Annotated in this window: 19 protein-coding genes; 15 read left to right on the plus strand and 4 right to left on the minus strand. The window is 40.5% G+C overall.

Annotation, left to right across the window (positions count from 1 at the left end; genetic code table 11):
- Window positions 1-70 precede the first annotated feature (70 nt).
- Both LQZ76_RS05275 and LQZ76_RS05280 read left to right on the plus strand, forming a co-directional pair.
- Window positions 71-808, plus strand: coding sequence for an amino acid ABC transporter ATP-binding protein (locus LQZ76_RS05275; RefSeq protein ID WP_230098712.1), 738 nt, complete (start codon window positions 71-73; stop codon window positions 806-808).
- A gap of 20 nt (window positions 809-828) precedes the next feature.
- The gene (locus tag LQZ76_RS05280; protein WP_230098713.1) at window positions 829-2286 is read left to right on the plus strand and encodes an ABC transporter substrate-binding protein/permease; all 1458 of its coding nucleotides are present in this window, start codon (window positions 829-831) and stop codon (window positions 2284-2286) included.
- A 194-nt stretch (window positions 2287-2480) separates the two neighbouring features.
- On the opposite strand, the gene LQZ76_RS05285 is transcribed toward LQZ76_RS05280, so the two are convergent.
- A complete protein-coding gene (locus LQZ76_RS05285; protein ID WP_230098714.1) occupies window positions 2481-3032 on the minus strand; it encodes an LURP-one-related/scramblase family protein in 552 nt (183 codons plus the stop codon).
- A gap of 157 nt (window positions 3033-3189) precedes the next feature.
- On the opposite strand from LQZ76_RS05285, the gene LQZ76_RS05290 reads away from it, so the two are divergent.
- The 3 genes from LQZ76_RS05290 (at window position 3190) to adhE (ending at window position 7909) form a co-directional block, all read left to right on the plus strand.
- Window positions 3190-3864, plus strand: a complete 675-nt coding sequence (locus tag LQZ76_RS05290) for a uracil-DNA glycosylase (protein WP_230098746.1) — start codon at window positions 3190-3192, stop codon at window positions 3862-3864.
- A gap of 33 nt (window positions 3865-3897) precedes the next feature.
- On the plus strand, window positions 3898-4872 hold the full coding sequence (pta, locus tag LQZ76_RS05295) for a phosphate acetyltransferase (RefSeq protein ID WP_230098715.1): 975 nt from the start codon (window positions 3898-3900) through the stop codon (window positions 4870-4872).
- Between the two features lie 346 nt (window positions 4873-5218).
- Complete coding sequence (gene adhE / locus LQZ76_RS05300) at window positions 5219-7909, plus strand: bifunctional acetaldehyde-CoA/alcohol dehydrogenase (RefSeq protein WP_230098716.1); 2691 nt, start codon at window positions 5219-5221, stop codon at window positions 7907-7909.
- Between the two features lie 213 nt (window positions 7910-8122).
- Here adhE and LQZ76_RS05305 read toward each other — a convergent pair whose 3' ends face one another.
- Window positions 8123-8575 carry a GAF domain-containing protein gene (locus LQZ76_RS05305; protein WP_230098717.1) on the minus strand — a complete coding sequence of 151 codons (453 nt, stop codon included), beginning with the start codon at window positions 8573-8575 and terminating at the stop codon, window positions 8123-8125.
- 174 nt (window positions 8576-8749) lie between these two features.
- Here LQZ76_RS05305 and LQZ76_RS05310 point away from each other — a divergent pair, with 174 nt between their 5' ends.
- From LQZ76_RS05310 to htpX, 4 genes are read left to right on the plus strand one after another with little or no spacing between them, the layout of a single operon-like run.
- Entirely contained in the window at window positions 8750-10108 is a 1359-nt protein-coding gene (locus tag LQZ76_RS05310; protein ID WP_230098718.1) for a bifunctional folylpolyglutamate synthase/dihydrofolate synthase, read from the plus strand.
- Between the two features lie 47 nt (window positions 10109-10155).
- The gene (locus LQZ76_RS05315; protein ID WP_230098719.1) at window positions 10156-10845 is read left to right on the plus strand and encodes a JAB domain-containing protein; all 690 of its coding nucleotides are present in this window, start codon (window positions 10156-10158) and stop codon (window positions 10843-10845) included.
- A 51-nt stretch (window positions 10846-10896) separates the two neighbouring features.
- Window positions 10897-11466 (plus strand): LemA family protein, encoded by a 570-nt coding sequence (locus LQZ76_RS05320; RefSeq protein ID WP_230098720.1) that lies wholly within the window; start codon window positions 10897-10899, stop codon window positions 11464-11466.
- Window positions 11467-11480: 14 nt separating this feature from the next.
- Entirely contained in the window at window positions 11481-12377 is an 897-nt protein-coding gene (gene htpX, locus LQZ76_RS05325; RefSeq protein ID WP_230098721.1) for a zinc metalloprotease HtpX, read from the plus strand.
- A 208-nt stretch (window positions 12378-12585) separates the two neighbouring features.
- On the opposite strand, the gene LQZ76_RS05330 is transcribed toward htpX, so the two are convergent.
- Entirely contained in the window at window positions 12586-13299 is a 714-nt protein-coding gene (locus tag LQZ76_RS05330) for a type 1 glutamine amidotransferase (RefSeq protein WP_230098722.1), read from the minus strand.
- Window positions 13299-14648, minus strand: coding sequence for a Mur ligase family protein (locus LQZ76_RS05335; protein ID WP_230098723.1), 1350 nt, complete (start codon window positions 14646-14648; stop codon window positions 13299-13301). The genes LQZ76_RS05330 and LQZ76_RS05335 overlap by 1 nt, the downstream gene beginning before the upstream one ends.
- Before the next feature lie 204 nt (window positions 14649-14852).
- On the opposite strand from LQZ76_RS05335, the gene LQZ76_RS05340 reads away from it, so the two are divergent.
- The 6 genes from LQZ76_RS05340 (at window position 14853) to upp (ending at window position 20529) form a co-directional block, all read left to right on the plus strand.
- Window positions 14853-15443 (plus strand): thymidine kinase, encoded by a 591-nt coding sequence (locus tag LQZ76_RS05340; RefSeq protein WP_230098724.1) that lies wholly within the window; start codon window positions 14853-14855, stop codon window positions 15441-15443.
- Between the two features lie 58 nt (window positions 15444-15501).
- Window positions 15502-16587 (plus strand): peptide chain release factor 1, encoded by a 1086-nt coding sequence (prfA, locus tag LQZ76_RS05345; protein WP_230098725.1) that lies wholly within the window; start codon window positions 15502-15504, stop codon window positions 16585-16587.
- A complete protein-coding gene (prmC, locus tag LQZ76_RS05350) occupies window positions 16580-17407 on the plus strand; it encodes a peptide chain release factor N(5)-glutamine methyltransferase (protein ID WP_230098726.1) in 828 nt (275 codons plus the stop codon). The genes prfA and prmC overlap by 8 nt, the downstream gene beginning before the upstream one ends.
- A 5-nt stretch (window positions 17408-17412) precedes the next feature.
- A complete protein-coding gene (locus LQZ76_RS05355) occupies window positions 17413-18438 on the plus strand; it encodes an L-threonylcarbamoyladenylate synthase (RefSeq protein ID WP_230098727.1) in 1026 nt (341 codons plus the stop codon).
- 103 nt (window positions 18439-18541) lie between these two features.
- A complete protein-coding gene (glyA, locus tag LQZ76_RS05360) occupies window positions 18542-19771 on the plus strand; it encodes a serine hydroxymethyltransferase (RefSeq protein ID WP_230098728.1) in 1230 nt (409 codons plus the stop codon).
- Between the two features lie 128 nt (window positions 19772-19899).
- The gene (gene upp, locus LQZ76_RS05365; protein ID WP_230098729.1) at window positions 19900-20529 is read left to right on the plus strand and encodes a uracil phosphoribosyltransferase; all 630 of its coding nucleotides are present in this window, start codon (window positions 19900-19902) and stop codon (window positions 20527-20529) included.
- Window positions 20530-20645: the final 116 nt, after the last annotated feature.

Below are 20645 nucleotides of genomic sequence, written 5' to 3' on the forward strand. Positions count from 1 at the left end.
ATATGAATTAGTTTGGTTTCATCGGGATAAGTTTGAGAAATGCTGGAATTATTGATATGGAGGTATCAAAATGGCAACGAAAGTTAAGGTTACTGATTTACATAAATCGTATGGCGATAATGAGGTTTTAAAAGGGATCAATTTAGAAGTTCAAGAAAATGAAGTAGTAGTAATGATTGGACCTTCTGGTTCCGGTAAAAGTACTTTTTTGCGTACATTGAATAAATTAGAAGAACCCACAGCTGGTAGCATTGCAATTGATGGTATTGATTTAACCGCTAAAGAAACTAATTTAAATAAAGTTCGTGAAAATATTGGGATGGTTTTCCAACATTTTAATTTATTTCCACATTTAACGGTTTTGGAAAATGTAACGTTAGCGCCAGTTGAACTTGGCAAACTAACAAAGGATGAAGCCAATGAGTTAGGTCGTCAATTATTGGCCCAAGTGGGCTTAGCTGATAAAGCCGATGCTAAACCCACCCAATTATCAGGTGGGCAAAAGCAACGGGTGGCGATTGCCCGGGCCTTAGCCATGAAACCAAGTATTATGTTATTTGATGAACCAACTTCAGCCCTTGATCCGGAAATGGTCGGGGAAGTTTTGAAAGTTATGCGTGATTTAGCCGAAGATGGGATGACCATGATTGTCGTAACGCATGAAATGGGCTTTGCTAAACAAGTTGCCGATCGCGTGGTATTTTTTGCGGATGGATATATTCGTGAAGAAGGTACGCCGGACGCGGTTTTCAATAACCCCCAAGATCCACGCGCCCAAGATTTCTTAAACAAAGTATTGAACGTTTAAAAGAGAGTAGGAAGAGGAAAATGTTTAAAAAAGCCTGGATTAAATATGTGATGCTAACGTTAGCCGTAATATTAGGAACGCTTGCCACCACAACGACTGGGGCGGCCGCTGCGACCAAAGAGCCGCATTACGTGATTACAACTGATACAACTTATCCCCCATTTGAATTGCAAGATAAAAATGGCCAATATGTTGGGATTGATATTGATATTTTAAAAGCAATTGCTAAACGGGAACATTTTACTTACAAGCTGGTACCAATTTCGTTTAACTCTGGGGCCCAAGCTGTCTTATCTGGGCAGTTTGATGCGATTATGGCGGGGATGGCCATTACCCCGGCCCGAAAGTTAGTCTATGATTTTGGGACACCATACTATAAAACTGGCGTGATTGCCGCCATTGCCAAAAACAGTAAAATTAAGTCATTAAATGATTTACGGGGTAAAACGGTCGCACTTAAAACCGGTACTGGAGCAGCGGCCTATGCGTTATCGATTCAGAAGCAATATGGCTTTAAAGTAACGTACTTTAATGATTCCAACACGATGTATAACGATGTGGCGTTAGGAAATACCGTGGCCACATTTGAAGACGAACCGGTTATGAAATATGCGATTCAAAATGGGGTTAAACTAAAAATTTTGACGAAACCAGCCAATTCAGGTTATTACGGTTTTGGGGTTAAAAAGGGTCACAACCAAGAATTAATCGCCAAATTTAATGCCGGTTTTGCCGCGATTAAAAAAGATGGTACGTATGACAAAATTGTTGCTAAATATATTGGTGCTAAAGAATCAACGTTTGCTGGGAGTGCAGCAGTTAATAACTCAATTTGGGGTTTGCTTAAACAAAACAAAAACCAATTCTTAGCCGGTATCGGTCAAACCTTAATGCTAACAATTTTGGGGATTATTTTGGCCACGATTTTTGGGGTGATTATTGGTATTTTAGCGATTGTGCCTAACAAATTTAGTCATGGCTTTGCAAGTACGATTATCTATATTTTCCGTGGCTTACCATTATTGGTGTTGGCATTCTTTATTTACATCGGGATTCCATCATTAACCGGCCATAAATTCTCAGCACTTTTAGCGGGGTTAATTACGTTAATGCTAAATGAAGGTGCCTATATCGCAGCCTTTGTTGCTGGTGGGCTTAAATCAGTTGATAATGGGCAAATGGAAGCAGCCCGTTCACTTGGATTAAGTTACTGGAAAGCGATGCGTAAAGTGGTGATGCCGCAAGGGATTAAGTTGATGGTGCCATCATTTGTGAACCAATTTATTATTACGTTAAAAGATACATCAATTCTTTCCGCCATTGGGATTATTGAATTGACGCAAACAGGAACGGTGATTATTTCACGTAATTCACAAGGTTTCCGCGTGTGGTTCTTAGTCGCGATGATGTACTTAATTATGATTACTTTATTGACGTTCCTTGCTAAATGGGCCGACAAAAAGTTTGGTAATAACTAAATAAAAAGGGAGCGTGACAGAAGTCGGGCGATACCGAGAAATACACTAAATAACCGCTTTGAAGAATTTTCTTCAAGGCGGTTATTGTCTTATTTCGAATATATCGGACTTCTGGAGCGCGTTTTGGTAGCGATTTAGTACTTGAAAAGCGTTATGTCACAACCCTTTTTTATTGTATTTGGGCCAATTAAGCACTAGTGATTTTTAAGCGTAATCTTATCAGAATAGGCGAATGTAATTGGTTGCCGTAAGATATCTTTTAAAGGTGATGGCTTAGTATTAAACAACCAACGATTTAAAATAACCGCAATGCCAATTAAAATGGGCTCTTGGCTTTTATTTTTAATTGCCAGTTCATTAAATAAACCATTTGGGCGTTTTACCGGTTTAACTTTCATTAAGCGACTTTGCTTATGGTAAGCGTAATACGTTCCAGACGTCAAGCTACCACGGATAAACCAATTGAGATCACGGACATAAATTACATCCAGTAAACTACCTAAGGAAACCCCGATTGAACCAACCACTTCATCTTGAAATTTAATATTAAAACGGGGTAGGAGGCCAAAGGAGGTTTGTTTAAGTTCAACGACAAGTTGCCCGAGGTTATTGTAGACGTGAATAAAAGCATCTTCACGACCAAAATTACCGGTAACTAAGTATTCAGCTTTACCATTAATATCACGAACAGTGGTTGCTGTTTGTGAACTACGAGTATTAACTTGTTTTAAATACAACTTACGCATCCCTTGACCTCCTTTAAATGCTGGCTGCTATTTATCCTTATTTTAGCATGTTAACTAGCATTGTGGATAATTGGTTTCTAAATAAATTAAGAACAGTTATAATATGGTTGTGACAAAAACCGGTCTTGGACAACGAAGAAATGGAAATTTGAATTTAATGAACACACTGTTACATAATGATTGGCAAGCGGTATTAGCACCAAAGCTTGCAACCGAAGAATTTAAGGCATTGACGACTTTTTTACAAAGTGAGCGAGAAAAGTTTAATGTTTTCCCACCCAAGGAAGAAGTGTTTAATGCGTTTAACTTAACTGACTTTGGTCACACCCGGGTGGTTATTTTAGGGCAAGATCCTTATCATGAATTACATCAAGCACAAGGATTAAGTTTTTCAGTGGCCCCAGGTGTTAAGATTCCACCAAGTTTACGCAATATTTATCAAGAACTGGCAACCGATTTAAATATTCCCCCGGTTACGCATGGTAATTTAACAGCTTGGGGGCAACAAGGTGTGTTATTATTAAATTCAGTTTTAACCGTCCGCGAAGGACAGGCTAATTCACATCGCCAACATGGTTGGGAAGCAGTTACTGATGCGGCTATCCAAGCATTGGCTGATAAACCGGAACCAGTCGTCTTTATCCTCTGGGGTAAACCGGCCCAAATGAAGCAAAAACTGATTGATGAATCACGGAATTTAGTTATTACTAGTCCGCATCCATCGCCATTATCAGCTTATCGTGGTTTTTTTGGTTCCAAACCATTTTCACAGACTAACGCGTATTTAATTGCGCATGGTCAACAACCAATCAATTGGCATTTGCCAGCATAAATGCAATAACTTATTTTTGGAGGAAGTAATCTCATGGGATTATTTGAAGAATTAGCAACTAAGATTCAAGGCGCCAACAAACGAATTGTGTTTCCTGAAGGGGAAGATGCGCGCATTCAAGCAGCGGTCATTCGCTTAGCACAGACAGGCTTAATTAAGCCAATTTTGCTAGGGGATGAACAAGCAATTGCCGCAACTGCTAATGAAAATCATTTCGATTTAACTGGTATCGAAATTATTGATCCAAAAACGTATCCCAAAGCACAATTAGAAACCATGGTCAAAGCGCTTGTAGAGCGCCGGAAGGGTAAGACTGATTTTGAAACCGCTGAAAAGTGGGTTACCAATGTGAACTACTTCGGGACAATGATGGTTTACATGGAATTAGCTGATGGGATGGTATCTGGTGCTAAGCATCCGACTGGTGATACTGTACGCCCAGCTTTACAAATTGTTAAAACAGCGCCTGGTTCAACCCGGATTTCGGGGGCTTTTATTATGCAAAAAGATGAACAACGCTATGTCTTTTCCGATGCAGCAATCAACATTGATATTGATGCACAAACAATGGCTGAAATTGCCATTCAATCAGCCCACACTGCCCAAGTCTTTGGCATTGATCCTAAAGTTGCCATGCTTTCATTTTCAACGAAAGGTTCAGCGAAAGCAGATCAAGTAACCAAAGTGGTTGAAGCAACTAAACTAGCCCATGAAATGGATCCACAATTAGCCATTGATGGGGAACTACAATTTGATGCGGCGTTTGTACCAAGTGTCGCGGCAGCCAAAGCACCGGGTTCTGATGTAGCCGGCCATGCAAACGTCTTTATATTCCCCGATTTACAATCAGGAAATATTGGCTACAAAATTGCGCAACGGTTTGGTGGTTTTGAAGCCATTGGTCCGATTCTCCAAGGCCTGGCTAAGCCAATTTCTGATTTATCACGCGGTTGTAACGCCGATGATGTTTATAAAGTCGCATTAATTACTGCTGCCCAAGCCTTATAAAAGCCGGGATTGTTCCCGCATAAAACAAAAAAAGCCCGAATTTTGTAAATTCAGGCTTTTTTTGGTGGCTAATCGTAGCTTCCACTGACCACAAGGTGCTTAACTAATTAGCTGTTTTTAAATATTTAGTGATTTATTTAACAAATAATAAAAACAATATAATTTAGTGTTTTTATTATTTCTAAAGGCTTTAAAAGGTCTTATAATAGCTTTATATAGGCGTTTTAGTTGATTTTTAAAAAGTTTGAGGATAATTACACAAATAACTTGCTAAAAATAATATTCTCGTGTATCATAAAGTTTGTTAAGAGATGCACAAAGTATTTTATACAACGAGGATTGAAAAATGGTAGAAGCTATTAAAAAAGCACCTAAAAAAGTTCTAACTGACGAAGAAAAAGCACAATTAACATTACAAGCCGAAATTCTTACAACTGATTTAGTTCGCAAGGCTGAAAAAGCGTTGATTGAATTTTCAAGTTTTACACAAGCACAAGTTGACAAAATTGTTGCGGCAATGGCGTTAGCTGGTAGTGAAAACTCATTGTTATTAGCTCATGAAGCCCACGACGAAACTGGTCGGGGTGTTGTCGAAGATAAGGATACCAAGAATCGTTTTGCATCAGAATCTGTGTTTAACGCCATTAAAAATGATAAAACCGTTGGCGTTATTAATGAAGATCCTGTCACTGGAAAAGTTGAAATTGCCGCACCCCTTGGTGTGTTAGCCGGAATCGTGCCTACCACGAACCCAACTTCAACGACAATCTTTAAATCAATGTTAACTGCTAAGACTCGGAATGCAATTATCTTTGCCTTCCACCCCCAAGCACAAAAATCATCTGTGCACGCCGCAAAAATTGTTTATGATGCTGCGATTGCTGCGGGGGCACCAGCCAACTTTATTCAATGGATCGAAAAACCATCAATTTACAACACTTCAGCGTTAATTCAAAGCCCAGGGATTGCATCAATTTTGGCAACTGGTGGTCCAGCCATGGTTAATGCAGCCTTACGTTCAGGTAACCCATCAATGGGGGTTGGAGCTGGGAATGGGGCCGTCTATGTTGATTATACAGCTAACATTGATCGGGCTGCTGAAGACTTACTCTTATCAAAACGTTTTGATAACGGAATGATTTGTGCCACTGAAAACTCAGTCGTAATTGATCAAAAAGTTTACAAAGATTTTCTTAAAAAATTAGATGAACAAGGGGCATACTTATTACCTAAAGCCGACTACAAGAAATTGGAAGACTTTGTTTTCAATGAAAAACACGGTGTCAATGGACAAGTCGCTGGGATGAGTGGCCGTTGGATTGCTCAACAAGCGGGCATTGAATTGCCAGCTGGTAAAGACGTTATTTTAGTTGAACTAGATGAAAAGAATATTGGTGAAAAACTTTCTTCTGAAAAACTTTGCCCAATTCTTTCGGTTTACAAGTCAAAGGATCGTCAAAACACAATCGCAATTGTGCGCGCCTTACTTAACTACCAAGGGGCCGGTCACAATGCTGCAATTCAAATTGGCGCCCAAGATGATCCATTTGTTAAAGAATACGCGGATGCGGTTGAAGCATCACGGATTTTAGTTAACCAACCAGATTCAATTGGTGGGGTTGGTGATATTTATACTGACGCATTACGCCCAAGTATGACACTTGGAACGGGAACATGGGGGAAGAACTCATTGTCACACAACTTGTCAACGTATGATCTTTTGAATATCAAAACAGTCGCTCGTCGTCGTAACCGCCCACAATGGATTCGGTTACCTAAAGACATTTACTACGAAAACAACTCAATTACGTACTTGCAAGAATTAGCAAATGTTGATCGGGCCTTTATCGTGGCTGATCCAGGGATGGTTCAATTTGGCTTTGTTGATAAGATTCTTGATCAATTTGCCCTCCGTCAAAACCATGTGAAAACGTCAATTTATGGGGCCGTTAAGCCCGACCCAACGATTAATCAAGCCATTGAAATTGCTAAGCAAATGGCTGATTTCCAACCCGATACCGTTATTGCCATTGGTGGGGGTTCAGCGCTTGATGCTGCCAAAATCGCGCGCTTACTTTACGAATACTCAGCAACGCACCCTGGTGCCTTAGATGACGAACTTGTGATGGCTGATTTATTCCGACAATTGAAGCAAAAATTCATGGATATTCGGAAACGGATTGTGAAATTTGAACACCAAAGCTTAACACAAATGGTCGCCATTCCAACGACCTCTGGAACGGGTTCAGAAGTAACACCATTTGCAGTTATTACAGATGATGCAACCCACGTGAAGTATCCATTAGCTGATTATGAATTAACCCCACAAGTGGCAATTGTTGATGAATCATTTGTGATGACAGTGCCAAAGCGGACTGTGGCTTACTCAGGTTTAGACTCATTATCACACGCGCTTGAATCATACGTTTCAGTAATGGCATCTGATTTTACGCGTCCATGGGCTTTACAAGCGATTAAATTAATTTTTGAAAACTTAACCGCTTCATACAACTATGATCCAAGCCATCCTAACAAAGAAGGTCAAACCGCTCGGGCTAACATGCACACCGCTGCAACGTTAGCTGGGATGTCATTTGCCAATGCTTTCTTAGGGATTAACCACTCACTTGCCCACAAGACTGGTGGAGAATTTGATTTACCACACGGTTTGGCAATTGCGATTGCGATGCCGCATGTGGTGGCCTTCAATGCGGTTAGCGGTAATGTTAAACGGACCCCATTCCCACGTTACGAAACTTACACCGCCCAAAAAGATTACGCCGATATTGCCCGGCACCTTGGCCTTACTGGTAAAACGGATGCTGAATTAGTTGATGCCTTACTCAAAGAAATCGCTACGTTGGTTAAGAGTGTTGATATCGATCCAACTTTATCAGGTAACGGCGTTGATAAGAAGCATTTTGAAGATTCATTAGATAAATTGGTTGATTTAGTTTACAACGACCAATGCACCCCAGGTAATCCACGCCAACCATCTTTAGATGAAATTAAACAACTTTTACGTGATCAGTTTTAAAGTTAAATAAGACATACTTGCTCCCCCGCATCTATGTAAAATAAAAAAGAGCTGTGACAGAAGTCGGGCGATACCGAGAAATACACTAAAAATCCTCTATGAAGAAAATTCTTCACAGAGGATTTTGTCGTATTTCGAATATATCGGACTTCTGGAGCGCGTTTTGGTAGCAATTTAGTACTTGAAAAGAGTTATGTCACAACCCTTTTTAAATTAAAAGTGTTTAGCAACTACGGCTGCAAATTCAGTAATTGCGGCGGCATCACTTTCACTGAAACGATCAAGTGAAGGTGAGTCGATATCTAAAATTGCGACAATTTTATCATCAACGACAATTGGTGCGACAATTTCAGAGTTTGAAGCACTATCACATGCGATGTGACCAGCAAATTCGTGCACGTTTGGCACGACTAAGACTTGTTTTTTGTCAAAGCTAGCGCCAACAACACCTTTACCAGGTGCAATGTGCATGCAAGCAACTTTTCCTTGGAATGGGCCAAGGACTAAGTCATTAGCAGCTTCATCAAAGAGATAAAAGCCGGCCCAGTTAAGGTCAGGTAATGTTTGCATCAACAAAGCTGACGCATTTGATAAGTTGGCAACGGTGTTGTTTTCACCAGTTAAAAGGGCATCAAGTTGAGCAGGTAATAAAGTTAAATCTTCCATGGCTTTCATCTCACTTCTTTTTAATAAGTTAAAAATATTGTACCAACTGAACCATAAAACGCAAGGGCTAAGTGTAAAAATGCTGTTTTTTTAGCTGATTTATAAAATTAAGATAGCTTTTTAGCAATATTTTAACTAAGATTATCATTAAAATATAGTTAGTGAGGCATGGGAATGGTTACAACATATGCAGAAGCAATTGATTTTATTCATGGACGGATGGTTTGGAAAAAAACGCCCACTTTTGACCGCATGGATGCGCTTTTAGCAGCTTTAGGTAATCCGCAAAATACGATTAAAGGGATTCATATTACCGGTACAAATGGTAAAGGGTCAACAACAGCATATCTACGCGATGTGTTAGTTGCTAGTGGCTTGTCAGTGGGGACTTATACGTCACCCTTTATTACTAAATTTAATGAACGGATTGCGGTTAACGGGGTCATGATTAGTGATGCTGAATTACTAGCCTTAGTCCAGCAAATTGAACCATTAGTGACCGCAATGGACGCAAGTGAGATTGAAGGTGGACCAACGGAATTTGAAGTCATTACGGCGATGATGTTTTTATATTTCGCAACCCATCCAGTGGATGTCGTGATTGTAGAAGTTGGTATTGGTGGTTTATTTGATTCAACCAATGTGTTCACACCAATTTTAAGTATTGTTACGTCAGTTGGGTTTGATCATATGCATGTGTTAGGTAATACGCTAACAGCGATTGCCCAACAAAAAGCAGCCATTATTAAACCAGGGGTGCCGGTGATCTATGGTGGGCATGCGCTTGATGAAGCGGGGAGTGTTATTAAAGCCACGGCGCATCAATTACGGGTCCCATTTTGGTCGTTTGATGATTTTACGATGGACCTTAAAACAAGTCTTAATCCGTGGCATGAAACTTTTGGCTGGACTTTAAATGCGGATGTTTTACCGTTGGTAGGCGTACGTCAATTACCGCTAGTTGAACTTAAAATGTTGGGTAAATATCAAGTTGAGAATGCTAGTTTAGCAATCTTAGCCTATTATTATTTAGCAAATGAAAATATTGTAACATTTAATGAAACAGTTCTTTTAGATGCGCTTAAAAACACGAACTGGCCTGGTAGATTTGAAACCCTTCAAACAAATCCACGAGTAGTGATTGATGGGGCACATAACGTAGCTGCCATCAATGGCTTACATGAATTGTTTGATCGCAAGTTTACGGCTATGGATAAAATTACGATTATTTTTGCGGCCCTTGCAGATAAAGAATTTGCCAAAATGGCTGATGAATTGGCAAGTATTCCGAATGTTGAATTAATTGCCACCGAATTTGCGGGGCCAGGGAAACGCAATGTGGTGAATGAAGCCGATGTGGCGGCGCAAGTTAAGCATGCAATCAAGACCGCACCTGATTGGCAAAGTGCCTTAGTAACAGCGGAAGCGACGGCAACTGAAAATAGTTTTATCCTCTTAACCGGTTCATTGTACTTTGTTAGTGAGGTCCGGGCGGCTTTTGATGAAAAAAAGCTGCAGACTTTGGTTAAATAATTAGTAACCATCGTACTCTAATGGCATCACGCAAAAGGAGAACAACGATGGTGCAAAAAAATAATGTTTCGGTAAATCAGTTACAAGATCATGAATTACTACAAGCGTACTTTCAGTCAAAACAATTAACGGCTACGGCCCAAGAGCAAGAAATTAGCAGTTTTTTTGCTAAATTCAAAACGCTTGAAGGATTTAAACACGCTTCACGGGAATGCCTTGATGAGTATGTCACCGCCAATCAAGCAATCCGCCAAAGTTTATTAGCTGCAATTGAACTTGGTCAACGTGTTGCCCGTGCAATGCCTAAAATTCAAGGGCGGGTCTTAGGAAGTCAAAGTTTTGGGAATGAACTAGTTACCTCAATGCGGGGACTTGAACAAGAACAGCTTTGGTTATTTTCATTAGATACCCGTCATCAAATTGTGGCCACTGATGTGATTCATATTGGATCGTTGCGGACGTGCCCGTTTCATATTCGAGATATAATACGCAAAGCGTTGAAGTACAATGCGCAAAGTATTATTTTGGCGCACAATCATCCAAGTGGCCAAGCAGAAGCCTCAGCCAATGATATGCGATTATCAAAGGAAATGGCTAAAGCCGCGGATGTCTTTGAAATAGCCTTATTAGATTCGTTTATTGTTGGTGCAGATGATTATACAAGCTTACGTGAGGATGGCGCTTTTACGACGTTTGATGAGTTAAAAACGCTTGAAGCGAATATGAAGCTGAAATAAATTATGTTTATATGGTAGAATATACTTATATGAGAAACGGAGGAGTATTTCATGGGAATTATTATCGCAATTGTTGTGATTGTTATCTTAGTATTTATCTGGATTTCAATTTACAATGGTTTAGTGCGTTCACGGATGAACACGCAAGAAACTTGGAGTCAAATTGATGTCCAATTAAAACGTCGGAATGACTTGATTCCAAACTTAGTAGAAACTGTTAAGGGTTACGCCAACTTTGAACAAGGTACTTTAGAAAAAGTAATCGGCTTGCGTAACCAAATTGCGCAAACACCATCTGATAACCACGCTGAAACAATGGCTTTATCAGACCAAATGACTTCATCACTTAAAGGTATCTTTGCGGTTGCTGAAGCATACCCAGATTTAAAGGCGAACGTACAATACAGTCAGTTAATGGAAGAACTTTCAAATACTGAAAACAAAATTGCTTACTCACGCCAATTGTTTAACTCAAGTACGGCGGCATATAATGGTAAGTTACAAACTTTCCCAACGAATATGATTGCCAAAGTTCACCACTTTGAACCAAGTCAATTCTTGGAAACCCCTGAAGAAGAAAAAGCAGCACCAAAGGTATCATTTGGACCAGACGGTAAGTAATAGCGAGGCGAAAGATGTTATTTGAACAAATTGCCCAAAATAAACGGCGGACAGTTTATCTATTAGTCGGGTTTATGTTCTTGGTCGTGCTTGTTGGGGCTGCCATTGGTTATATGTTTTTTCGGTCAGCCATGGTTGGGGCCATCTTGGCAGTTATTGCCGGTGGTATCTATGCTTGGTTAATGATTGAACAATCAACGGAAATCGTTATGAGTATGAACAATGCCCAAGAAGTAACGGCAAAAGAACAAGCACCACAATTGTGGAATATTGTTGAAGATATGGCCTTGGTCGCCCAAGTCCCAATGCCACGAGTATTTATTATCGATGATCCAAGTCCGAATGCTTTTGCGACTGGAAGTGATCCTAAACATGCCGCGGTTGCCGCAACTAGTGGTATTTTGGAACGATTAACTCGTGAAGAATTAGAAGGGGTAATGGCCCATGAAATGGCACACGTTCGGAATTATGATATTCGAATTTCAACGATTGCGATTGCTTTAACGGCCATTATTTCGATGCTAGCCAATTTTGGTAGCAACTTTATGTTCTTTGGTGGTGTTCGTGAAGATGATGATGAACGTGAAAACAATAATGGGATGCAAATTTTTGGGCTAATCTTTTCAATTTTATTGATTATTTTTGGACCAATTGCAGCCACAATTGTGCAGATGGCGATTTCACGGAATCGGGAATATTTAGCTGATGCCACGGCCGTCGAGTTAACACGTAATCCCCAAGGGCTAATTAATGCTCTTAAAAAGATTGCGATGGCTGAGCCAATGGAAAGTGCTGATCCAAGTTCGGCAGCATTGTATATTGAAAATCCCCTTAAAGGTAAGTCAGCGGCTAATTTATTCTCAACGCACCCAGCGACAGAAGATCGGATTGCCCGGCTTGAACACATGTAATTAAATAGATTTCAGTTAGTTATAACGGGAATAAAAAGGGGTTGTGACATAACGCTTTTCTGGTGGTAATTTGCTGCCAAAACGCGCTCCAGAAGTCCGATATATTCGAAATATACACAAAAAAGCCGAGAAAATTCATTTTTCCCGGCTTTTTTGCTAGTATTTCTCGATATCGCCCGACTTCTGTCACGCTCCCTTTTTGATCTATTTAAAAGAATTCCGGTGTGACATTGGCTAATTTACTATGCCAATCGATCGTTGGATATTTACGTACTAAGGCCAATTCAAGCATGCGAAGGGCTAAATTACCATTGCGCGTTAAAATTGGGCCGTGGAAGTAGGTTCCAAAGACATTTCGATAAATAACACCTTCACTACCATCTTCACCATTGTTACCGTTACCGACAACAATTTGGCCAAGGGGCCGTTCTTGATCACTTAAATATGTTCGGCCTTGGTGGTTTTCAAACCCGTGGTATTCTTCACCAGTTTCACTATTTTTAATGGTCACATTACCAATAAAGCGACTCGTGGATTGGTTTTCAGTGTAAATATTCATGGCACCGATTCCTTCAACGCGGGTACCATCAGCCATGATAAAGTAGTTACCAAGTAATTGATAACCGCCACAAACGGCAATGATTGGTCCATCATTTTCAATAAAACGGGTTACTTCACGGCCAATACGTTGTAAATCAGGTGCGACAATTGATTGTTCATAATCTTGACCACCCCCAAAAAGGGCAAAATCAAAGTTATCAGGATTAAAATCATCCCCGAGCGAAACTAATTGATCAGTGACGTCCACACCAATTTGTTGGGCATAGTAACGTAAGGCAATAATATTACCGTAGTCACCGTATGTGTTCATTAAGTCCCCATATAAATGGGCGACGCGTAGGTTATATTGTTGTTCATTCATTATTCTGTTACCCGTCCTTTAATGTAGCCTTGTTCCAATAAGTGGGCTCGTAATTGGAGCATCGCCGTATAAGTTGCCATGACATAAACTTTTTCAGTTGGGACCGCTTTAATGGCGCCAATGGCATCATTTAAATCAGGATAAACCGCTTGGTCAGTGAAGCCAGCCATTTTTAACCGGACGTTAAAGTCTTTGTAGCGTTCACCACCCGTAATCACATTTTTAATGTTCGTTTGGTGGAGCTTTTCAAAGTTGGCATCCCAAATCCATGAAGTATCAATTCCATCAGCATAGTTGGCATTTAGTAACGCCATCAATGAATAATCATCGGCTTCCGTAGCAATCATATCAATAATTTGATTAGCCCCAACGGGATTTTTAACTAAGACAATCGTGACATCTTTACCATCAACATTAATTGATTCTTGGCGCCCAAAAATTTGCGCATTTGATTCAAAGGCATGGTGAATTTGTGCTGGAGTTACATCAAAGAAACGCCCAACCGCATAGGCTGTTAAGGCATTGTAAATGTTATATAAGCCCCCAACTTCGATTTGGAAAGTGGTGCCATTGATATCAAAGTTTGAAAATTTAGGGTGTAATTGATTAATTTTTGTGACCGCATTGGCCAAGGGTGGTCGTTTGAAGCCATCCGTCACTGAGAAGTAATCACCAAGGTTAGCGTAAGTGATTGAGTGGTAGTGCAAAATTGAGTTATCCGTTGGTGATAAGACCCCATCTGTGTTGGCTGGTACTTTAAAGTCGGCACTTTGATCCATGTGATCAAAACCATAGAACAATTTTTTGTTTGGTAAATCATCACGCATGAAGATGGGTGAATCACCATTGGCAATAATTGTGGCATCAGGGGCTAATTTAATCCCATCGACAATTTTTTGATAAGTACTGTAAATTTCACCGTAGCGATCAAGTTGGTCGCGGAAAATATTTGTTAATACAAATACTTTTGGCTTGATATATTTTGTAATTAAAACCACATTGGCTTCGTCAACTTCAAGGACGGCTAATGGGCGTTGGTTTTTAGAAGTTTTGGCCGTTAATAACGTCCCGGTAATTCCTTGAATCATATTTGAACCAGAGGGGTTCGTGATGATATCAGGGTATTTTTCGCGTAATACGCGGGTAATTAAAGCGGTGGTCAAAGTTTTACCATTTGTACCAGTAACCAAGACGACATCGAAGTCTTGAGCGAGATTTTTTAAAATATCGGGATCGATATTAGTAGCAATTTTCCCAGGTAATGAAGTACCACCACGATGTAAAACATCACGGAGTAACCAATAGGTTGATTTACCAACGAAGCTTGCAAATGAACTGCGAATTGTCATGTTGTGACTCCTTTAGATTTCCATGTATGGCTATCATTATACATGTTTAAAATTATTGATGATACCCAGAGAAAGCCGATTTAGTAAAAAAAGCAAAAGTTTTCCACGGCTTTTCGTTACGTTTCGGTTTGATTTCCGCTATAATGGTAAATAGTATTGTATTAAATTCGAACGAGATAATTTATTATTTGAAAGGGACTAACGATGGCACAATTATTTTTCCGTTACGGCGCAATGAATAGTGGTAAGACAATTGAAATTTTGAAAGTTGCCCATAACTATGAAGAACAAGGGAAATCAGTCATTATTTTAACTAGTGGCTTAGACAATCGGTATGGTGAAGGCTTAGTAGCTTCGCGGATTGGCATGTCACGACCAGCCCATCCAATTTTTGCGGATACGGATGTTTTTGCCTTGGTCAACGAATTAAATCAAGGTGCTTATGCCATCTTAGTTGACGAAGCCCAATTTTTAACCCGTGAAAATGTCTTGCAATTAACGCGGGTTGTTGATGAGTTAAACATTCCGGTCTTAGCATTTGGGCTTAAAAATGATTTTCAAAATCACTTATTTGAAGGTTCCGAAGCATTATTAATTTTTGCGGACAAGATTGAAGAAATCAAAACCATTTGCTGGTTCTGTGGTCGTAAAGCAAGTATGAATTTACGCGTTACTGATGGTAAACCGGTTTATGAAGGTGAACAAGTGCAAATTGGTGGTAATGAAAGTTACTATCCAGTATGTCGCGAACACTATTTCCACCCATTACTTGATACAATAGCTGATGAAGATTAATTGGCGTGGGCTTAAAAATACAAAGTAAATGATATGTACTATATAGGAGACAATTTTAATGGATGAGATTTTTCAAAAATTACAATCAGTAGCAGACCGTTATGATGAAGTTGCTGAAATGCTTAGTGATCCCGCGGTGATTGCTGATACTAATCGTTTTATGGATCTTTCAAAAGAAGAAGGTTCATTACGTGAAACTAACGAAGTTTACAAGCACTACAAAACCGTTATTGAAACGATTGCTGAAGATGAAGAGATGTTATCAGAAGGTCTTGATGCTGAATTAGCTGAAATGACTAAAGAAGAATTAAGTGAATTAAAGACTGAAAAAGGTCAACTTGAAGAACAACTTAAAATCTTGCTTTTACCAAAAGACCCAAACGATGATAAAAATATTATCATGGAAATTCACGGAGCCGCTGGTGGGGATGAAGCCTCATTATTTGCTGGTGACTTGTTAAACATGTACATGCGTTATGCTGAAAGTCAAGGCTGGAAGACGGAAATTATTGATGAAACAATGACCGAAGTTGGTGGTTACAAGTTGGTTGTAGTGATGATTTCAGGAACTAACGTTTACTCTAAGTTGAAGTATGAAAGTGGTGCACACCGGGTACAACGGGTTCCATCAACTGAATCAGCTGGCCGGGTTCACACTTCAACGGCGACAGTTGGGGTGATGCCTGAATTTGAAGATGTCGAAATCGAAATTGAAGACAAAGACTTACGGGTTGATGTGTTCCGTGCCTCAGGGGCCGGTGGACAACACATTAATAAGACCAGTTCAGCCGTGCGGATGACGCACTTGCCAACTGGGATTGTCGTATCAATGCAAGATCAACGTTCACAACAACAAAACCGGGCCAAAGCGTTACAAATCATGAAGGCGCGGGTTTACGATCACTTTGCGCAACAAAATGAATCAGCTTATGCTGAAGAACGTAAATCAGCCGTTGGTACTGGGGACCGTTCAGAACGGATTCGGACTTACAACTACCCACAAAACCGGGTAACTGATCACCGAATCGGCTTAACGTTAAACAAGCTTGACCGCATTGTGAATGGTGAACTTGGGGATGTGATTGACGCCCTCGTGATTGCCGATCAAACGGCCAAGATGGAAGCGTTGAAAAACAATGCCTAATAATTATTTTGAAGCCCGTCAATGGGCTTTTTCTTATCTCGCCGAAGCGGATGTTAATTTAATTTTGATGACCCAACATCAATGGACGTATTCTCAATTAATTTTGCATCTTCGTGATAAAATTGAAGATTTTGCTGATTTTAAAGCCGCTGTGCTCCGGGTACATGCTGGTGAACCAGTCCAATATGTTTTAGGCTCAGCCCAGTTTTTTGGGCGTGATTTTATGGTCGATGAGCGGGTGTTAATTCCGCGCCTTGAAACTGAAGAATTAATCGAATTGATTTTAAATGACAATCCAATTACGACCCAAAAGGTGTTAGATATTGGGACGGGCTCGGGTGCGATTGCCGTAACTTTAAAAAGTGAACGACCAGAATGGCAAGTGCTGGCAAGTGATATCTCACCGGATGCGTTAGCCGTTGCTAAACAAAATGCAACGACCAATAATGTCGACTTAGCTTTTACACTAAGTGATGTGTTTGCTAACATTACCGGCACGTATGATATTATTGTGTCTAATCCACCATATATTGCAACTTCTGAAACGGCTATTATGGATCAAAATGTCCTTGAGTACGAACCACATTTAGCCCTTTTTGCGGAAAATGACGGATTAGCAATTTATCAAGCAATCGCTCAAAATTTGGCCCAGTATTTACTGCCTAATGGCCGGGCATACTTTGAAATTGGCTTGCACCAAGGGCCAACAGTAGCCGCAATAATGCAAGCTAGTTTACCACAAGCCCAAGTTGATATTATTAAAGATTTAAGTAGCCATGATCGGATGATCCGGGTATTTAACAAACAAGAAAAGGAGTAATAATTTTGGAAACCAAAATGTTTAAAACCGCTACAACTGATTTAGCTGCGGCGGCCGAATTAATTAAAAAAGGTCAAGTCGTAGCATTCCCCACGGAAACAGTCTATGGACTTGGCGCTGATGCAACGAAGGAGAGTGCGGTTAAAAAAGTTTTTGCTGCTAAAAATCGTCCTTCTGATAACCCATTGATTGTCACCGTGGCCAATGTAGATATGGTTAAACGTTTTGTATCTGAGATTCCAACAATCGCTGAAAAATTGATTGCTAACTTCTGGCCGGGGTCATTGACAATTATCATGCGTTATAACGAAGGCGCGTTGTCACCTATTGTGACGGGTGGCTTGCCAACTGTTGCTTTCCGGTTACCAGCTAGCGATGTAACGCGGCAATTAATTGCGCTTGCTGATACGCCAATTGTGGGCCCAAGTGCCAATACTTCCGGTAAACCATCGCCAACGACAGCCCAACACGTTTGGCACGATATGCAAGGCAAAATTGCGGGGATTGTTGATGATGGAGCAACCTCAGTTGGGGTCGAATCAACGGTAATTGATATTACGACGGATGTGCCAACTATTTTACGGCCGGGTGCAGTTACTCAAGAAGCCTTAGAAGCTGTGATTGGCCCAGTTAATTCAGAACACCGTAAAGTTGGTGCGGATGAAACCCCTAAGGCTCCGGGAATGAAATATCGCCACTATGCACCAGATGTCCCAGTTTACATGGTCACGCCGGAAGCATGGCCCGCCGCTATTATTTGGGCCCAACAACAACTGGAACCGGTTGGTATTATGGCTCCGGATGAAGTGATTGAAGCTAATCATCTAGCCGGAATGGATTTTGTCTGGTCATTAGGAACCGATGTGACAACGGCTAATGCGAAGCTTTTTGCCGGCTTACGGTACTTTGATGAACGTGACGGCGTTGAAACAATCCTCGTGCATCATTTTGCCAATGAAGGGGTTGGGTTAGCTTATAATAACCGCCTCGGTAAAGCATCAAGTGGTCAATATTTTGATGCGGACATGTAAAATTTAATTGTAATTAATCCACCAAAAGAAATTTTGGTGGATTTTTTTGCTTTCTAAATCATTAAAATTTGTTAAAATGATAAAAAATAATGAGGTGAAAAATATGACGTATCAAGAACAAGATCCAACTTTATGGGCGTTAATTCAGCAAGAAGAAGCACGTCAAGCACATAATATTGAATTGATTGCATCAGAAAATATTGTGTCAGAAGGGGTCCGCCAAGCACAAGGTTCGGTGTTGACGAATAAATATTCCGAAGGGCTACCTGGCGCACGCTATTATGGTGGGAATGAAGTCATTGATGCGATTGAAACTTTAGCAATTGAACGTGCTAAAAAGCTTTTTGGTGCTGAATTTGCCAATGTGCAACCATATTCAGGTTCCCAAGCCAATGCGGCTGTCTATCAGGCATTTTTACAGCCTGGTGATACCGTCTTATCAATGAGCTTGGCCGCTGGTGGGCATGTGACTCATGGTGGACCGACTAGTTTTTCGGGTCAGTTATATAATTTTGTTCATTACGGTGTTGATCCAACAACTGAGTTATTAGATTATGATGCAGTGTTAGCACAAGCACGTAAATACCAACCTAAAATGATTATTGCCGGGGCGTCAGCTTACAGTCGGGTGATTGATTTTAAGCGTTTTCGCGCAATTGCTGATGAAGTCGGCGCACTGTTAATGGTTGATATGGCGCATATTGCTGGTTTAGTCGCGACCGGTGCGCACCCAAGTCCAATCCCATATGCCGATGTGGTGACTTCAACAACGCATAAAACCTTACGTGGCCCCCGTGCCGGCTTGATTTTAGCGCAAGCACAATATGCCGATATTATAAACAAGGCCGTCTTTCCAGGTACTCAAGGTGGCCCCCATGAACATGCGATTGCCGGGAAAGCGGTTGCCTTTGGTGAAGCTTTACAACCAGAATTTGGACACTACATTGAGCAAGTTTTAAAAAATGCGGCGGCGATGGCTGATGAATTCACGACGGATGGAACTTTCCGAGTGATTACTGGGGGAACCGATAATCATTTATTAAATATTGATATCACTGCATCTGGGTTAGATGGCCAACAAGCGGAAACGCTATTAGATTCAATTGGCATTACGACTAATAAAGAACCAATTCCTAATGAAACCTTGGCGGGAACTTCAGGTATTCGGATTGGGAGTCCAGCCATTACGACGCGGGGCTTTGATGAACATGCGTCTCGTGCCGTTGTCCGGTTAATGATTGATGTGCTTATGCACCATGATCAAATCACTGCTAATAAAGAACAGTACCAACAAGCAGTACGCGAATTAACCGGTGCCCATCCGATTAACTGACAAGCCAAGTTTATTGATAATAAGTAAAAAATAATAAACATTGGGGTATTATTAGTTAATTTAAGTTTAAACCCTGCCGGCAGTTTGCTATACTTAACATTGATAAAATGAATAGTGAGGTACATACAATGGGTAAGCTTGAAGTTTTGGATCATCCCTTGATTCAACACAAGATGTCGATTATTCGCGACAAAAAAGTCGGTACAAAAGTCTTTCGTGAAATGGTCAATGAAATTGCGATGTTAATGGCATATGACGTAACGCGCGACATGCCATTGGAAGACGTGGAAATTGAAACACCAATTACCACGACGGTTAAAAAGCGTTTGGCAGGTAAAAAGTTGGCGGTAGTGCCAATTTTACGGGCTGGTCTTGGAATGGTTGACGGGGTTGTTAGCATGATCCCCGCCGCGCGAATTGGTCACATCGGCATGTACCGCGATGAAGAAACATTACAACCAGTTGAATACTTTGTTAAATTACCTGAAGACATTGATCAACGGGAAGTTTTAATTGTTGATCCAATGTTAGCAACTGGTGGTTCAGCGAATATGGCAATTGAAGCCCTTAAAAAACGTGGCGCCAAGATTATTAAGTTAGTTGTACTCGTATCAGCACCAGAAGGGGTTAAAGCTGTTCAAGACGAACACCCGGATGTTGATATTTACACAGCGGCCCTTGATGATGGCTTAAACGAACACGGTTACATTGTTCCAGGCCTTGGTGATGCCGGTGATCGGTTGTTTGGTACCAAATAAATAAGTAAAAAGTTATCTAATAACATGTTAGATAACTTTTTTGTTGCTTTTTAACCAAAATTCTAGTAATATACTTAGTAATAATTTTATTGTCCTTTAACATTGTCCTGTGAGAC

Source organism: Periweissella ghanensis, assembly GCF_918814755.1.
In the GTDB taxonomy this organism is placed as follows: Bacteria; Bacillota; Bacilli; order Lactobacillales; family Lactobacillaceae; genus Periweissella; species Periweissella ghanensis.

What these genes read in the sequence shown, in the direction of transcription:
- LQZ76_RS05285 (WP_230098714.1), bottom strand. Translation starts at nt 3,032, where the DNA reads ATGCGTAAGTTGTATTTAAAACAAGTTAATACTCGTAGTTCACAAACA.
- glyA (WP_230098728.1), top strand. Translation starts at nt 18,542, where the DNA reads ATGACGTATCAAGAACAAGATCCAACTTTATGGGCGTTAATTCAGCAA.
- LQZ76_RS05315 (WP_230098719.1), top strand. Translation starts at nt 10,156, where the DNA reads ATGGTGCAAAAAAATAATGTTTCGGTAAATCAGTTACAAGATCATGAA.
- htpX (WP_230098721.1), top strand. Translation starts at nt 11,481, where the DNA reads ATGTTATTTGAACAAATTGCCCAAAATAAACGGCGGACAGTTTATCTA.
- prmC (WP_230098726.1), top strand. Translation starts at nt 16,580, where the DNA reads ATGCCTAATAATTATTTTGAAGCCCGTCAATGGGCTTTTTCTTATCTC.
- LQZ76_RS05280 (WP_230098713.1), top strand. Translation starts at nt 829, where the DNA reads ATGTTTAAAAAAGCCTGGATTAAATATGTGATGCTAACGTTAGCCGTA.
- LQZ76_RS05330 (WP_230098722.1), bottom strand. Translation starts at nt 13,299, where the DNA reads ATGAATGAACAACAATATAACCTACGCGTCGCCCATTTATATGGGGAC.
- LQZ76_RS05320 (WP_230098720.1), top strand. Translation starts at nt 10,897, where the DNA reads ATGGGAATTATTATCGCAATTGTTGTGATTGTTATCTTAGTATTTATC.
- adhE (WP_230098716.1), top strand. Translation starts at nt 5,219, where the DNA reads ATGGTAGAAGCTATTAAAAAAGCACCTAAAAAAGTTCTAACTGACGAA.
- LQZ76_RS05275 (WP_230098712.1), top strand. Translation starts at nt 71, where the DNA reads ATGGCAACGAAAGTTAAGGTTACTGATTTACATAAATCGTATGGCGAT.
- upp (WP_230098729.1), top strand. Translation starts at nt 19,900, where the DNA reads ATGGGTAAGCTTGAAGTTTTGGATCATCCCTTGATTCAACACAAGATG.
- LQZ76_RS05335 (WP_230098723.1), bottom strand. Translation starts at nt 14,648, where the DNA reads ATGACAATTCGCAGTTCATTTGCAAGCTTCGTTGGTAAATCAACCTAT.
- LQZ76_RS05310 (WP_230098718.1), top strand. Translation starts at nt 8,750, where the DNA reads ATGGTTACAACATATGCAGAAGCAATTGATTTTATTCATGGACGGATG.
- LQZ76_RS05340 (WP_230098724.1), top strand. Translation starts at nt 14,853, where the DNA reads ATGGCACAATTATTTTTCCGTTACGGCGCAATGAATAGTGGTAAGACA.
- prfA (WP_230098725.1), top strand. Translation starts at nt 15,502, where the DNA reads ATGGATGAGATTTTTCAAAAATTACAATCAGTAGCAGACCGTTATGAT.
- pta (WP_230098715.1), top strand. Translation starts at nt 3,898, where the DNA reads ATGGGATTATTTGAAGAATTAGCAACTAAGATTCAAGGCGCCAACAAA.
- LQZ76_RS05305 (WP_230098717.1), bottom strand. Translation starts at nt 8,575, where the DNA reads ATGGAAGATTTAACTTTATTACCTGCTCAACTTGATGCCCTTTTAACT.
- LQZ76_RS05290 (WP_230098746.1), top strand. Translation starts at nt 3,190, where the DNA reads ATGAACACACTGTTACATAATGATTGGCAAGCGGTATTAGCACCAAAG.